A 14,124-nucleotide genomic window follows, 5' to 3' on the forward strand; every position below is an offset into this window, starting at 1 on the left:
CATGACGGATAATCCGAACAAAAAAACCTTCTGGGATAAAATTCATATCGATCCCACGATGCTACTTATTCTGCTGGCGTTACTGGTTTACAGCGCATTGGTCATCTGGAGCGCCAGCGGCCAGGACATCGGCATGATGGAGCGTAAAATCGGTCAGATTGCGATGGGGCTGGTGGTCATGGTGGTGATGGCGCAGATCCCGCCGCGCGTGTATGAAGGCTGGGCGCCCTATCTCTATATCATTTGTATCATTCTGCTGGTCGCCGTTGATGCCTTCGGCGCAATATCCAAAGGCGCGCAGCGCTGGCTCGATCTGGGAATCGTTCGCTTTCAGCCTTCGGAAATAGCCAAAATCGCCGTGCCGCTGATGGTCGCCCGCTTTATTAACCGTGACGTCTGCCCGCCCTCGCTGAAAAATACCGCCATCGCCCTGGTATTAATCTTTATGCCTACCCTGCTGGTCGCCGCCCAGCCGGACCTGGGGACGTCTATTCTGGTCGCCCTTTCCGGTCTCTTTGTCCTATTTTTGTCTGGTCTGAGCTGGCGCTTAATTGGGGTCGCCATTGTATTGATCGCTGCATTTATTCCTATTTTGTGGTTTTTCCTGATGCACGATTACCAACGCCAGCGCGTCATGATGCTCCTTGATCCGGAGACCGATCCGCTGGGCGCGGGCTATCATATTATTCAGTCTAAAATCGCCATTGGCTCAGGCGGCCTGCGCGGTAAAGGCTGGCTCCACGGCACCCAGTCGCAGCTGGAGTTTTTACCCGAACGCCATACCGACTTTATTTTCGCGGTACTGGCGGAAGAGCTCGGTCTGGTGGGCATCCTGATTCTGCTCGCGCTCTATATTTTGCTAATAATGCGCGGTCTGTGGATTGCCGCCAGAGCGCAAACTACATTTGGTCGCGTGATGGCTGGCGGATTAATGTTAATATTATTCGTTTATGTCTTCGTAAATATTGGTATGGTGAGCGGTATTCTGCCTGTGGTTGGAGTACCTTTACCCCTGGTCAGCTACGGGGGCTCCGCACTGATTGTGCTGATGGCCGGGTTCGGGATTGTGATGTCGATCCACACCCACAGAAAAATGTTGTCGAAAAGCGTATAAGGGGTGCGCAATGCGTAAGCAGTTGCCTGTAATCTGCGTCGCGGCAGGGATAGTACTACTCGCGGCATGTACTAATGACGGCGGTCAGCAGCAAACCACCGTCGCGCCGCAACCTGCGGTATGTAATGGTCCGACTGTGGAAATCAGCGGAGCGGAACCGCGTTATGAACCTCTGAATCCGACCGCAAACCAGGATTATCAGCGTGACGGTAAAAGTTATAAAATCGTTCAGGACCCGTCCCGCTTTAGCCAGGCTGGCCTGGCCGCTATTTATGATGCGGAACCCGGCAGTAATTTAACCGCCTCCGGGGAGATGTTCGATCCGATGCAGCTTACCGCCGCCCATCCGACACTGCCTATCCCCAGCTATGCGCGAATCACCAACCTGGCCAACGGTCGCATGATCGTCGTGCGTATTAACGATCGCGGCCCCTATGGCACCGATCGGGTCATCTCCCTGTCCCGCGCGGCGGCGGATCGTCTGAATACCTCGAATAATACTAAAGTACGGATTGACCCTATTATCGTGGCGCCGGATGGTTCGCTCTCCGGCCCGGGGATGGCCTGTACGACGGTGGCGAAACAGACCTACGCTCTGCCCCCTCGCCCTGATTTAAGCGGCGGAATGGGAAGCGCCTCTTCAGCGCCTGCGCAACCGCAAGGCGACGTGCTTCCGGTCAGTAATTCCACGTTGAAAAGTGACGACACCACCGGCGCGCCGGTGAGCAGCAGCGGTTTCCTCGGCGCGCCGACCACGCTGGCGCCTGGTGTGCTGGAGAGTAATGAACCGACGCCGGCGCCACAGCCAGCGCCGGTTTCCGCGCCGGTGGCGGCTCCAGCGACTGCGACACCGGTGAGCGCGCCTGCCGCCGCAGCCCCGGTATCTGCCCCGGTGAGCGCACCAGCCACCGCGGCGAGCGGTCGTTTCGTCGTCCAGGTCGGCGCCGTCAGCGATCAAACGCGTGCGCAGCAATACCAACAGCGTTTAAGCCAGCAGTTCAGTGTACCAGGGCGCGTAATACAAAACGGCGCGGTCTGGCGTATTCAACTGGGGCCTTTTGCCAGTAAAGCCGAAGCCAGCGCGTTACAGCAACGTTTGCAAACAGAAGCACAATTACAGTCCTTTATCGCCAGCGCGCAGTAACCGATCGCAGGTATCTGTACTGTCAATTTCTGTAAATGACATTAACAAAGTCACGCGGAAAGTCAGATGCCTGCCAGTTATGCTTTTGCTATAGTAGGGCTCTTTTTTTAATTTCATCACGGACGTCGTAGTTCAGACCATGAAGACCACTTTTTCCGCTCGTTTTATGCAGCGCATGGCGCTCACCACGGCGCTTTGTGCCGCGTTTATCTCAACCGCACATGCCGATGACCTGAATATCAAAACTATGATCCCGGGCGTTCCGCAGATCGATGCGGAATCCTACATCCTGATCGACTACAACTCCGGCAAAGTTCTGGCGGAACAAAACGCCGACGAACGTCGCGACCCGGCCAGTCTGACAAAGATGATGACCAGTTACGTCATCGGACAGGCAATGAAAGCGGGTAAATTTAAAGAAACCGACCTGGTTACCGTCGGTAATGACGCCTGGGCCACCGGCAATCCGGTATTTAAAGGCTCCTCGCTGATGTTCCTCAAGCCGGGAATGCAGGTACCGGTCTCTCAGTTGATACGCGGCATCAATCTGCAATCCGGCAATGACGCCTGTGTGGCGATGGCTGATTTCGCCGCCGGTAGCCAGGATGCTTTCGTCGGGCTGATGAACAGCTATGTGAACGCGTTGGGGCTGAAAAATACCCACTTCCAGACCGTACACGGCCTGGACGCCGACGGACAATACAGTTCAGCTCGCGATATGGCGCTGATTGGTCAGGCGTTAATTCGCGATGTGCCTAACGAATATGCCGTTTATAAAGAAAAAGAGTTCACCTTTAACGGCATTCGCCAGTTAAACCGTAACGGTCTGCTGTGGGATAACAGCCTGAATGTGGACGGCATCAAAACCGGCCATACCAGCAAAGCGGGCTATAATCTGGTCGCTTCCGCAACCGAAGGCCAGATGCGATTGATTTCCGCCGTGATGGGCGGACGGACCTATAAAGGCCGTGAAACAGAAAGCAAAAAACTGCTGACGTGGGGCTTCCGTTTCTTTGAAACCGTTAATCCGCTGAAGGCTGGTAAAGAGTTCGCCTCTGAACCCGCCTGGTTTGGTAATACCGATCGCGCCTCGCTGGGCGTCGATAAAGACGTTTACCTGACGATCCCTCGCGGTCGCATGAAAGATTTGAAAGCGAGCTATGTACTGAATACCGCAGAACTGCACGCGCCGCTGCAGAAAAACCAGGTGGTCGGCACCATCAACTTCCAGCTGGACGGTAAAACCATCGAGCAGCGTCCGCTGGTCGTACTGCAAGAGATCCCGGAAGGGAACTTCTTCGGTAAAATCATTGATTACATTAAATTAATGTTCCATCACTGGTTTGGATAAAAATTGCACGCTTGAAAGTGTGATTTTCGTCCCCATATACTATGCATCAGTAAAACTCCCGCCCTGTGGCGGGAGTTGTTATTTTTTTACGTAATGCCGGAGCTGACATGAAAACCAAACTTAACGAACTGCTTGAATTCCCTACGCCATTTACTTACAAAGTAATGGGGCAGGCGTTACCTGAGCTGGTTGATCAGGTGGTTGAAGTGGTACAGCGCCATGCGCCTGGTGATTACTCTCCGACGGTAAAACCGAGCGGCAAAGGCAACTACCACTCGGTCTCTATCACCATTAATGCCACCCATATTGAACAGGTTGAAACGCTGTACGAAGAACTGGGCAATATTGATATCGTGCGAATGGTATTGTAATACATCCAGACGGTTACCCGGTCTTATCCGGGTAACTCCCCGCCTCCCCCGCTGTGATATACTTTCCTCTCTTTTTTCATTCTCTACGGAGATGCCGTTTTGTATCAGGATAAAATCCTTGTCCGCCAGCTCGGCCTTCAGCCCTATGAAGCTATCTCTCAGGCCATGCATAACTTTACCGATATGCGCGATGAAAACAGCCATGATGAAATCTGGTTGGTTGAGCATTACCCGGTGTTTACCCAGGGCCAGGCCGGTAAAGCGGAACATATATTGATGCCTGGCGATATTCCCGTTGTGCAGAGCGATCGTGGAGGACAGGTGACCTATCATGGTCCGGGCCAACAGGTAATGTACGTTTTACTTAACCTGAAACGACGTAAACTGGGCGTGCGTGATTTAGTCACCCTACTTGAACAGACCGTGGTGAATACGCTGGCTGAAATTGGTATTGAGGCGCATCCGCGCGCCGATGCGCCGGGCGTCTATGTGGGTGAAAAGAAAATCTGCTCGCTGGGTTTACGTATCCGTCGCGGCTGCTCATTCCACGGTTTAGCGCTAAACGTTAACATGGATCTTTCTCCTTTCCTGCGTATCAACCCGTGTGGTTATGCCGGCATGGAAATGGCCAAAATAACGCAGTGGAAGGAAGATGCTACCACGGATAATATTGCGCCCCGCTTGCTGGCGAATATTTTAGCTCTGCTAAATAATCCACCGTATGAATATATTGCTGCTTAATGCGTAAAATATAATGGCCCAAGAAATTTATGGGTCATTAATCATATATGATTTGAATGCTTTACTTCTCCCCCCGCTTTCTATATTTTCGTTATATCCCTGCTGTAGCCGCCAGGCGGCATGGCCTCTTCAGTCCTCATGATGAGGAATTTTCCGTGAACAAAATCCCGGCCTTGCTGTTACTTATCTTATTGAAATGACTAAAAATACATTCATAAGAGTAATTTTAAAACCAACTCATAAATGCAAAATATACTATTTCATCTATTATTCATAATACGAATGAATTCGGAGCCAGAGCGTGAGTGATAATAATCAGGCAGAAAGACAACCGGCCGATCAACACCTACAAGACAAACCGCAAATTTTCAGAACACTGAGAAATATTGACCTCAATCTGTTGACGATTTTCGAGGCCGTATATGTCCATAAAGGGATCGTCAATGCAGCGAAAATTCTTAACCTGACGCCGTCAGCCATTAGCCAGTCCATTCAAAAATTAAGGACTATATTTCCCGATCCGCTGTTTATTCGCAAAGGCCAGGGCGTAACGCCCACGACGTATGCTACGCATCTGCACGAATACATCAGCCAGGGGCTGGAATCTATTCTTGGCGCCCTGGATCTTACGGGCAGCTATGATAAGCAACGCACCATTACAATTGGCACGACGCCTTCGGTCGGCGCGCTAGTGATGCCGATTATTTACCAGGCCATCAGGCCGCGTTATCCTCAGCTTTTGCTGCGCAACATTCCGGTAGACGATGCCGAAAGCCAGCTTAGCCAGTTTCAGACCGATCTCATTATCAATACCCATAGCTATAACAACCGGAGCATCCAGCATCACGTCCTGTTTAGCGATACGCTTGAGATTGTCTGCCGCCAGCATCACCCGTGTCTGGCGAACGCCATTACTGAAGAGAGACTGAACAACGCGGATCACACCTTTCTGATGCTGGAGGGACAACATCTTTCCCTCCTGCGCCAGCGACTGCAGGAGACATTTCCCGATCAGCAAATCAGTTTTAGCAGCTACAATATTTTTACCATTGCCTCGCTGATCGCCAGCAGCGATCTGCTGGGACTGATGCCCACCCGCTTCTACGACTTATTTAGCCGCTGCTGGCCGCTTGAGCGCCTTCCCTACGCGCCGGTGAATAGTGAACAGGTCGAGTTCTCGCTGCATTACAATAAACTGAGTCTGCGCGATCCGGTGCTGGAGAACGTCATTGATATCATTCGTGAGGCGTTCTGACAAAAATGTTGCATTCAGGTCACGGAAGATATGGGCAAACAGCACAAAACAACAACTATTTTACATTTTGCCGGGCTGTCAGGCTGCTTTATGGCCCTTATCAATGATATACTGCGTGTCACAAATTCAAAAATAGTTGATAAATACAACTTTCCCTTGAATTGAAACGCTTTCCTTCGTTATTCGCAACTGGAACACGCACGCTATGAGTAAACCCATTGTGATGGAACGCGGTGTAAAATACCGCGATGCCGATAAGATGGCTCTTATCCCGGTTAAAAATGTGGTCACAGAGCGCGACGCTCTACTACGTAAACCGGAATGGATGAAAATAAAACTTCCGGCGGATTCTACCCGTATCCAGGGCATCAAAGCCGCAATGCGCAAAAATGGCCTGCATTCTGTCTGCGAGGAAGCGTCTTGCCCAAACCTGGCTGAATGTTTCAACCACGGTACCGCTACGTTTATGATCCTTGGCGCCATTTGCACTCGCCGCTGTCCGTTCTGTGATGTCGCCCATGGCCGCCCCGTTGCGCCGGATGCGGAAGAGCCGCAGAAACTGGCGCAAACGATCGCCGACATGGCGCTACGCTATGTGGTCATCACCTCTGTCGACCGTGACGATCTGCGTGACGGCGGTGCCCAGCATTTTGCTGACTGCATCACTGCCATCCGTGCCAAAAGCCCGGAGATAAAAATAGAGACCCTGGTGCCAGACTTCCGTGGACGTATGGATCGCGCGCTGGATATCCTTAACGCGACGCCGCCGGATGTGTTTAACCACAACCTGGAAAACGTGCCGCGTATTTACCGCCAGGTTCGTCCGGGCGCCGATTACAACTGGTCGCTGAAATTACTGGAACGCTTCAAAGAAGCGCACCCGGAAATTCCGACAAAATCGGGTCTGATGGTGGGCTTAGGCGAAACCAATGCGGAAATCATTGAGGTTATGCGCGACTTACGCCGTCACGGCGTTACCATGCTGACGCTTGGTCAGTATCTACAGCCAAGCCGCCATCACCTGCCGGTACAGCGTTATGTCAGCCCGGAAGAGTTTGACGAGATGAAAGCGGAAGCCCTGGCGATGGGCTTTACCCATGCCGCCTGTGGCCCCTTTGTGCGTTCTTCGTACCATGCTGATCTCCAGGCCAAAGGCATGGAAGTGAAATGATCGTGTAATAGACGCTTACATTTCAGGCAAAAAAAACCGGCAACTCGCCGGTTTTTTTACTCTGCGGAGCAAGCGCATCGCGCTATTACTCTTTGTGCGAGAGTTTTTCAGCCTGAACGCTACCGTCGACGTCTTTCTTAACGCCCGCGTCTTCATCGTTCATTGCTTTCTTGAATCCTTTAATCGCCGTGCCCAGGTCTCCGCCCAGCGTACGTAACTTCTTGGTACCAAACAGCAGAACAACCAGTGCGGCAACCACCAGCAGTTTGGTAATACTAATCTCACCCATAGATACCTTCTTCACTAAAAACAGGCTGCGTAACGCGCCGGATTAACCTGAGAATATTAACGGTCTTTCGACGCGCGCACACAATAGCAATCTGTAACAAGGTGAATCAAGCTTTGCGTAAAAAAACATCATAATAATTGCGGTGGCGCAAATCGTCGTTGCTGCAAAAGAGGAAGTTGCTCCCGCACTTGGTCTATTCGTTCTCTGAATATTTCCGCGACGATCAGCGCCGGACGATCGGCTGCCGCGGCTATCGTTACCCCCAACGGATCGATAATACGACTTTGACCAATATTACGATTACCACACTCCCCGGCCGCAATCATATAGCAGGTGGAATCCAGCGCTCTCGCCGACAGCAGCGTCGACCACTGCTGCTCTTTCAACGGGCCGCGAACCCAGCCCGTCGGCAGCGCCAATACGTCAGCCCCCTGTAAAGCCAGCGCTAACGCCATATCCGGAAAGCGCAGGTCATAACAGGTCATAAGCCCCACCTTAACCCCCTCCACGTCCAGCACAGGCGCGATAACGGTTCCGGCATCAATACTTTGGGATTCTTGCATCGAAAACGCATCATAGAGATGCAGCTTCGCGTAACGCGCGACAATGTGACCCGCCCGTAGCGCCACCAGCATATTAACCGCCCGTCCAGGCGTTGACGGGACAAGGACAGTGAATATCGTCGTCATATTATTATGAGCGCTTTCTTCCAGAAGCCGCGTCATAAACGCGCCATCCAGCGGCTGCGCGGCGCGAATCGGCAGGTCAAGGTCGATGTCATCTCGCGCTAATATCCCCTCAGGCAACACCAGAAGCGATACGCCGCGGCCCGCCGCCTGAGCCATTAACGAAACGCAAACTTGCGCATTCTCTTCCCATACAGAACTCACCACAAACTGCCCGGCTGCAACGAACATATCCCCTCCCACACCTCTGTCAGGACTCGCCAATTATGCGTGTTCGGCGTTACACTCCTCCTGTATAGCAATTAAATAAAGGATTCGGCAGTGTTACAGCTTCTTTTAGCAGTTTTTATCGGCGGTGGAACGGGGAGCGTAGCCCGGTGGATGCTAAGTATGCGTTTTAATCCGCTTCATCAGGCGATTCCCATCGGTACGCTAACAGCAAATTTGCTTGGCGCGTTTATTATCGGCATGGGGTTCGCCTGGTTTAACCGCATGACACATATCGATCCGATGTGGAAAGTGCTCATCACGACCGGCTTTTGCGGCGGCCTGACGACCTTTTCTACTTTTTCTGCTGAAGTGGTATTCTTGCTGCAAGAGGGGCGCTTTGGCTGGGCGCTGCTGAATGTGCTGATTAACCTGTTGGGTTCGTTTGCCATGACAGCGCTGGCATTCTGGCTATTTTCCGCCGCAGCGGCGCGTTAAGCGCAAAAAAAACCCGCCGAAAGGGCGGGTTTTGAAATCTTGCTGTCGGACGTATGCTTACAGAGCAGTTACGTTTGCAGCGGAAGGGCCTTTGGCACCGTTAGTGATTTCGAACTCTACGCGCTGACCTTCAGCCAGAGTTTTAAAACCATTGGTCTGGATTGCAGAGAAGTGTACGAACACGTCTTTGCTGCCATCTTCCGGAGTAATGAAACCGAATCCTTTGGATTCATTAAACCACTTAACGTTACCTTTAATCTTAGACATCAAAATTACCTTTACATGAAAAATAGACACAAATGCTGTGTCGGATACCAGTACAACAATTGTGATGCATTTTGTCCAGTCGAACTTTGCGAAAAAGTGATAAATATCGCGTTAATTTTTAGCTAACCCTGTCTACTTATTGTTTTTTAAAGCTTTTTAATTCACAACAGAACAATGCCCTTCCCCGTCAAAACTGGAAACGCATCCAGGCGAAATAGACGTTTCCGTTGTTATACGAACCCGGAATGTAGGTCATCTGAAAGGTAGCGGGACCATAGCCTATCGACGCTAAAGGCAACAACACAGGGATGGGAATATAATTCCAGTTGTCGCGCGCGGTAACGCCTGCGGTAAAGCCCAGTCCCAGACGAAAATTATCGTCTTCCAGCGGTCGCCAGGTTTTTTCCCAACCATAACCGCCTATGGGTTCCCATTTGTTAAATGAATCTTTAAAGGCCATCATATAGAGGCCATGCCAGTTGCCTTTGTCATCCCAGCGCGACTGACCAAAACCAACGCCCCACGGCCGCTCGTTATAGCGATCCGTTTTCTCTTTATCGTAGGCAAAGCGCGCATGCCAGGTAATGGCGGGGACATACAAATCATAATGCTCAGGCTGTCGCCACGTTTCTGCGACGTTATCGGTAAACGTGTTAAACCACCCTTTATCCGCCGCAGAGACTGAAGGAATAGCCAGCCATGGCATAACAAGGAGAGCAATAATAAGAAAATACTTTCTGATAATCATCACAACAGCCATACCGTTCAAAAATTCGACTGTGATAATAACAACATTAACCTGAATAAAATCTTAACAAACTATAAACAGAGAATAATCTGAGAGAGTATCGGGTTAACGGCGTTTGATTTAGCACTCAGAACCGTCGCGCTCCTTAATAAGCTTTCACAAAAAACACAAAACAAAGCACAACAAATAAAACAATAAAATAACAATAAATTAATACTTATAGCGCTACAGAAAATTCGTATAAACATATTTCATCTTTAGCGATGACATGAAAAAATAACCGCGCCGTGATTTTAATCAGTAAGGCGCCATCCTTTATTCGGTACATTTTTATACCACTTTTGTGGTTCTTATTTTTACTCTGGGTGTCGATAAGACAGGGGAAACAATGCTAACAGTTATAGAACTCCTTATCGGAGTCGTCGTTATTGTGGGTGTAGCACGCTACATCATTAAGGGATATTCCGCCACTGGCGTTTTATTTGTCGGCGGTCTGGTTCTGCTTATTATCAGCGCGCTGATGGGGCATAAGGTATTACCTGCCAGCGAAACCAGTACCGGCTATACCGCAACAGATATTGTTGAATACATCAAAATTTTGCTTATGAGTCGCGGCGGCGATCTTGGCATGATGATCATGATGCTATGCGGCTTTGCCGCCTATATGACGCATATCGGCGCAAATGATATGGTTGTGAAGCTGGCGTCGAAACCTTTACAGTATATAAACTCGCCCTACCTGTTGATGATTGCCGCCTATTTTGTCGCCTGCCTGATGTCGCTGGCCGTCTCTTCCGCGACGGGGCTTGGCGTACTGCTCATGGCTACTCTCTTCCCGGTGATGGTCAACGTCGGCATTAGCCGCGGCGCGGCGGCGGCTATTTGCGCCTCTCCGGCCGCCATTATCCTCTCGCCAACGTCTGGCGATGTGGTTTTAGCCGCAAAAGCGGCGGAGATGCCGTTAATCGATTTCGCGTTCAAAACCACGCTGCCAATTTCCATCGCCGCCATTATCGGTATGGCGATTGCGCACTTTTTCTGGCAACGCTATCTGGATAAAAAAGAGAACATTTCACATGAGATGCTGGACGTGGCGGAGATTACCACCACAGCCCCGGCGTTTTATGCCCTTTTACCGTTCACGCCCATTATCGGCGTACTGATTTTTGACGGTAAATGGGGGCCGCAGTTGCACATTATTACCATTCTGGTGATCTGTATGCTGCTGGCCGCCGTGCTGGAATTCGTGCGCGGCTTCAACACGCAAAATGTGTTTTCCGGCCTGGAAGTGGCTTATCGCGGCATGGCGGATGCGTTTGCCGGCGTTGTGATGCTGCTGGTCGCGGCGGGCGTTTTCGCCCAGGGGCTGAGCACCATTGGCTTTATCCAAAGTCTGATCTCGATTGCCACTTCTTTTGGCTCCGCCAGCATTATTCTGATGCTGGTCTTAGTGATTTTAACCATGCTGGCCGCGATGACCACCGGTTCAGGCAATGCGCCTTTTTACGCCTTTGTTGAGATGATCCCTAAACTGGCGCACTCCTCCGGTATCAACCCAGCCTATTTATCCATCCCAATGCTGCAAGCCTCAAACCTGGGGCGCACGATTTCGCCGGTCTCCGGCGTCGTGGTCGCTGTCGCCGGGATGGCTAAAATATCACCGTTTGAAGTGGTGAAGCGCACGTCCGTTCCGGTCATCGTCGGTCTGTTGATCGTCATTATCGCCACGGAAATTATGGTGCCAGGCGCCTCTTCCGCCGTTACCGGCGGCTGATAGCCGGTAAGCCGGGGCGAGGGAAAACATCGCCCCGGCATCTTAAACCAGGCTTAGCCGCCGTGGTAAATACGCTGCGGCCTGCCCACTTTGCCATGAATAATCTCTGCGACAATCAGATGCTGACTCGCGCAATATTCCAGGTAGCGTCGGGATGTGGTGCGGCTTATCGTTAAGGCCTGCGCGACCGTTTCAGCCGTATGGCGTACGGTTGGATCGGCAAACAGCTTCATCACCGCATTAAGGGTTAAGGCATCAATACCGGTCGGCAAATCCCCTTTCGGTTCGCCGCGCGCATAGGCGTTGAACATTTCATCTATCTGCTTCTGACTTGCGCTATCCGCGCTCGCCAGCATACGTCTGCGCTGTTGATAGCGGGTCAGCGTCTGCCCCAAACGCTCATAAGCAATAGGTTTGACCAGATAATCAAACGCGCCGCTACGTACCGCTTCCGCTACCGTCTCCATGTCACTGGCGGCGGTCGTAAACACAACGCCGCCGGGATAGCGCGACTGCATTAATTCATGCAGCAGCGTAATCCCCTTCCCATCCGGCAGATAATTATCCAACAGAATTAATCCAGGTTTGAACCGGTCAATCATCATTCTCGCCTGCGCCAGATTGCCCGCCAGCCATATCTGCTTAAAGCCAGGAATATGGCGGATATATTCTGCGTGCATCTCCGCCAGCAGCGTTTCATCCTCAACGATCAATAGGGTTAATGGTTCTGTCATCGTTTTTTTTCACTTTCGGAAGGAATAAAGAAAATAAGGTGCCACAAGGATCATTGTCTTCCAGCGTAATGACCCCGCCACAGCGCCCCACATAACTTGCAATCAGATATAACCCGATACCATGCTCACCGGGTTCGTCGGTTCGGGTACTTACGCCCTGTTCAAAAATTTTTTCCCGCAGCGCTTCAGGAACGCCGCAGCCCTGGTCGGCGACCTCTATTACCACCTCGTCGCCCTCGTCGCTCAGGAAAAGTTCGATGGTCTTGTCGCCTTCCTGTGTACGCAAACTCGCCTCAAACGCGTTATCCAGCAGATTCCCGACGATGGCGGCGAACTCCGTGCTATCCAGCCCCTCCGGCAGTTGATGTAGCTGGCTGCCGGGAACAATCACCATCTTGAGCCCCAGTTCACGCGCGCGCTGAACTTTGCCAAACAGCAAACCGGCCACCTGACGATCGGCGAAGGCGCCGCGTAAACTATCAATAAGTTGCTGCTGCGCCTGCGATTCGCCCTGCACCATCTTTCTGACCCGATCATACTCTTTCATTTGCAGCAGGCCGTTCAGAGTCGACATCCAGTTCAGGTGCTCATGGCGTAGCGTGCGCAGGCTCTCAACATACTGTTTAATCTGGGTTAGCTGCGCGTTCAACGTCGCGATTTCATCTTTGCTGCGAAAACTAATAATAGCGCCCAGCAGCTCCTCGCCGGAACGGATAGCCTCACGATTGGCGATGACGCTCAGGCCATTGAAGTTAGCCATCACGTCCTGGCGTCTTTCTGCGATCTGGCAGGTAAAAAAGTCTGCCGGATTGACGACTTCCGCTATCAGCTTGCCCAGCCACTGACGCCCCGGCGACGGCAGCCCCAACATTTTTCTCGCACTGCGGTTAATCGCGGTGATATGTCCCTCCGGATCAACGGCGATCAGCCCTTCATAAACCGAGCTAAATAACGCCTCCTGCTGGCGTACCACGCGCGCAATCTGTTTCGGCTCCATGCCCAGCATTTGTCGGCGGATATGCGCGGCGAAAAACCAGGAAAGCAGCATTAATACCACCAGCAACAGGACAAAAACCCCCGCCATCGGTAATAAGAAGTCCAGCCGCCAGGAGTCGATTTTACTGACCAGATAGCCAATTGAAACAACGCCGATCACGTTGCCTTCGTTGTCAAAGATAGGCGTTTTGGCGCGCATCGCCATCCCTATTGAGCCCTTACCGGTAATGAAATAACTTTCTCCTCTTTCCAGCGCGCCGGGTTTCGTAAACTGCATGGGATAGCCGATTTTTTCCGGATTCGGATGGTAAAGCCGGATCGAGTGGCGATCGCCTATCACCACATAGTCAAAATCCGTCCCGCGCTGCAGTTTATTCGCAATTATCGCCAGGCGTTTATAGTCCCGGTTTTTTACGGCAGCGATAATGCTGTCGTTAGAAGCAATAATTTTTGCCTGATTCATCGCCATATCACGAACATGGGACGCCAGATAATCTTCGAAACTGGCAGACAAATATTGTGCTAACGCTGCCACGATGAAAACAGAAACCACCAGAATGAGCAGAAAAATACGTAACGGAAACGCGAGTTGCCGAAAAAAAGGAAACAGCTTTTTATTTTTCTGATAGGACATTAAGGTTCCTTATGGGCATTTCTCTTCAGATTTATCGCAAATGTAATAAAAATGTTTTCAGCATCTTGATGCATATAAAAACCAATCGTTACAGATTCCCCACATTAAATCAATTAAACAACTAAAACCCACCGCCGGAATGGC

Annotated in this window: 15 protein-coding genes; 9 read left to right on the forward strand and 6 right to left on the reverse strand. The window is 51.2% G+C overall.

Features of this window, described 5'->3' with window-relative positions; genetic code table 11:
* Position 1 precedes the first annotated feature (1 nt).
* The 7 genes from mrdB (at position 2) to lipA (ending at position 7,147) form a co-directional block, all read left to right on the forward strand.
* Positions 2 to 1,114 carry a peptidoglycan glycosyltransferase MrdB gene (mrdB, locus tag J4650_RS16370; protein ID WP_000131713.1) on the forward strand — a complete coding sequence of 371 codons (1,113 nt, stop codon included), beginning with the start codon at positions 2 to 4 and terminating at the stop codon, positions 1,112 to 1,114.
* A gap of 10 nt (positions 1,115 to 1,124) precedes the next feature.
* A complete protein-coding gene (gene rlpA, locus J4650_RS16375; RefSeq protein WP_023993214.1) occupies positions 1,125 to 2,258 on the forward strand; it encodes an endolytic peptidoglycan transglycosylase RlpA in 1,134 nt (377 codons plus the stop codon).
* Positions 2,259 to 2,397: 139 nt separating this feature from the next.
* Positions 2,398 to 3,609, forward strand: coding sequence for a D-alanyl-D-alanine carboxypeptidase DacA (gene dacA, locus J4650_RS16380; RefSeq protein ID WP_000858711.1), 1,212 nt, complete (start codon positions 2,398 to 2,400; stop codon positions 3,607 to 3,609).
* A 107-nt stretch (positions 3,610 to 3,716) separates the two neighbouring features.
* Positions 3,717 to 3,980, forward strand: coding sequence for a DUF493 family protein YbeD (gene ybeD / locus J4650_RS16385; RefSeq protein WP_124234983.1), 264 nt, complete (start codon positions 3,717 to 3,719; stop codon positions 3,978 to 3,980).
* 99 nt (positions 3,981 to 4,079) lie between these two features.
* Positions 4,080 to 4,721 carry a lipoyl(octanoyl) transferase LipB gene (gene lipB / locus J4650_RS16390; protein ID WP_000284009.1) on the forward strand — a complete coding sequence of 214 codons (642 nt, stop codon included), beginning with the start codon at positions 4,080 to 4,082 and terminating at the stop codon, positions 4,719 to 4,721.
* 301 nt (positions 4,722 to 5,022) lie between these two features.
* Positions 5,023 to 5,976, forward strand: a complete 954-nt coding sequence (locus J4650_RS16395; RefSeq protein WP_023993215.1) for a YbeF family transcriptional regulator — start codon at positions 5,023 to 5,025, stop codon at positions 5,974 to 5,976.
* A 205-nt stretch (positions 5,977 to 6,181) separates the two neighbouring features.
* Positions 6,182 to 7,147, forward strand: a complete 966-nt coding sequence (gene lipA / locus J4650_RS16400) for a lipoyl synthase (RefSeq protein ID WP_000042640.1) — start codon at positions 6,182 to 6,184, stop codon at positions 7,145 to 7,147.
* Between the two features lie 85 nt (positions 7,148 to 7,232).
* Here the strand turns inward: lipA and tatE are convergent, their stop codons facing one another.
* Complete coding sequence (gene tatE, locus J4650_RS16405) at positions 7,233 to 7,436, reverse strand: twin-arginine translocase subunit TatE (RefSeq protein ID WP_000503938.1); 204 nt, start codon at positions 7,434 to 7,436, stop codon at positions 7,233 to 7,235.
* Positions 7,437 to 7,564: 128 nt separating this feature from the next.
* Entirely contained in the window at positions 7,565 to 8,353 is a 789-nt protein-coding gene (locus tag J4650_RS16410) for a deaminated glutathione amidase (protein WP_023993216.1), read from the reverse strand.
* Between the two features lie 90 nt (positions 8,354 to 8,443).
* Here J4650_RS16410 and crcB point away from each other — a divergent pair, with 90 nt between their 5' ends.
* A complete protein-coding gene (gene crcB / locus J4650_RS16415; RefSeq protein WP_000939753.1) occupies positions 8,444 to 8,827 on the forward strand; it encodes a fluoride efflux transporter CrcB in 384 nt (127 codons plus the stop codon).
* Between the two features lie 57 nt (positions 8,828 to 8,884).
* Here the strand turns inward: crcB and cspE are convergent, their stop codons facing one another.
* Positions 8,885 to 9,094 (reverse strand): transcription antiterminator/RNA stability regulator CspE, encoded by a 210-nt coding sequence (cspE, locus tag J4650_RS16420; protein ID WP_000034826.1) that lies wholly within the window; start codon positions 9,092 to 9,094, stop codon positions 8,885 to 8,887.
* 187 nt (positions 9,095 to 9,281) lie between these two features.
* Positions 9,282 to 9,854, reverse strand: coding sequence for a lipid IV(A) palmitoyltransferase PagP (gene pagP, locus J4650_RS16425; protein WP_001623090.1), 573 nt, complete (start codon positions 9,852 to 9,854; stop codon positions 9,282 to 9,284).
* A 376-nt stretch (positions 9,855 to 10,230) separates the two neighbouring features.
* Here pagP and dcuC point away from each other — a divergent pair, with 376 nt between their 5' ends.
* Entirely contained in the window at positions 10,231 to 11,616 is a 1,386-nt protein-coding gene (gene dcuC / locus J4650_RS16430; RefSeq protein ID WP_000958619.1) for an anaerobic C4-dicarboxylate transporter DcuC, read from the forward strand.
* 53 nt (positions 11,617 to 11,669) lie between these two features.
* Here the strand turns inward: dcuC and dpiA are convergent, their stop codons facing one another.
* Positions 11,670 to 12,350 carry a two-component response regulator DpiA gene (dpiA, locus tag J4650_RS16435; RefSeq protein ID WP_000138778.1) on the reverse strand — a complete coding sequence of 227 codons (681 nt, stop codon included), beginning with the start codon at positions 12,348 to 12,350 and terminating at the stop codon, positions 11,670 to 11,672.
* Positions 12,319 to 13,980: a sensor histidine kinase DpiB gene (dpiB, locus tag J4650_RS16440; protein WP_023993218.1), complete on the reverse strand. Its 1,662-nt coding sequence runs from the start codon at positions 13,978 to 13,980 to the stop codon at positions 12,319 to 12,321. The genes dpiA and dpiB overlap by 32 nt, the downstream gene beginning before the upstream one ends.
* Between the last annotated feature and the right edge of the window lie 144 nt (positions 13,981 to 14,124).

Origin of the sequence: Salmonella sp. 32120201201600049SM (genome assembly GCF_017572835.1) — a bacterium.
Classification (GTDB): domain Bacteria; phylum Pseudomonadota; class Gammaproteobacteria; order Enterobacterales; family Enterobacteriaceae; genus Salmonella; species Salmonella enterica.

Excerpts from the sequence above, each read along its gene's own strand:
- mrdB (WP_000131713.1), top strand. The coding sequence starts at position 2 with ATGACGGATAATCCGAACAAAAAAACCTTCTGGGATAAAATTCATATC.
- rlpA (WP_023993214.1), top strand. The coding sequence starts at position 1,125 with ATGCGTAAGCAGTTGCCTGTAATCTGCGTCGCGGCAGGGATAGTACTA.
- dacA (WP_000858711.1), top strand. The coding sequence starts at position 2,398 with ATGAAGACCACTTTTTCCGCTCGTTTTATGCAGCGCATGGCGCTCACC.
- ybeD (WP_124234983.1), top strand. The coding sequence starts at position 3,717 with ATGAAAACCAAACTTAACGAACTGCTTGAATTCCCTACGCCATTTACT.
- lipA (WP_000042640.1), top strand. The coding sequence starts at position 6,182 with ATGAGTAAACCCATTGTGATGGAACGCGGTGTAAAATACCGCGATGCC.
- tatE (WP_000503938.1), bottom strand. The coding sequence starts at position 7,436 with ATGGGTGAGATTAGTATTACCAAACTGCTGGTGGTTGCCGCACTGGTT.
- J4650_RS16410 (WP_023993216.1), bottom strand. The coding sequence starts at position 8,353 with ATGTTCGTTGCAGCCGGGCAGTTTGTGGTGAGTTCTGTATGGGAAGAG.
- cspE (WP_000034826.1), bottom strand. The coding sequence starts at position 9,094 with ATGTCTAAGATTAAAGGTAACGTTAAGTGGTTTAATGAATCCAAAGGA.
- pagP (WP_001623090.1), bottom strand. The coding sequence starts at position 9,854 with ATGGCTGTTGTGATGATTATCAGAAAGTATTTTCTTATTATTGCTCTC.
- dcuC (WP_000958619.1), top strand. The coding sequence starts at position 10,231 with ATGCTAACAGTTATAGAACTCCTTATCGGAGTCGTCGTTATTGTGGGT.
- dpiA (WP_000138778.1), bottom strand. The coding sequence starts at position 12,350 with ATGACAGAACCATTAACCCTATTGATCGTTGAGGATGAAACGCTGCTG.
- dpiB (WP_023993218.1), bottom strand. The coding sequence starts at position 13,980 with ATGTCCTATCAGAAAAATAAAAAGCTGTTTCCTTTTTTTCGGCAACTC.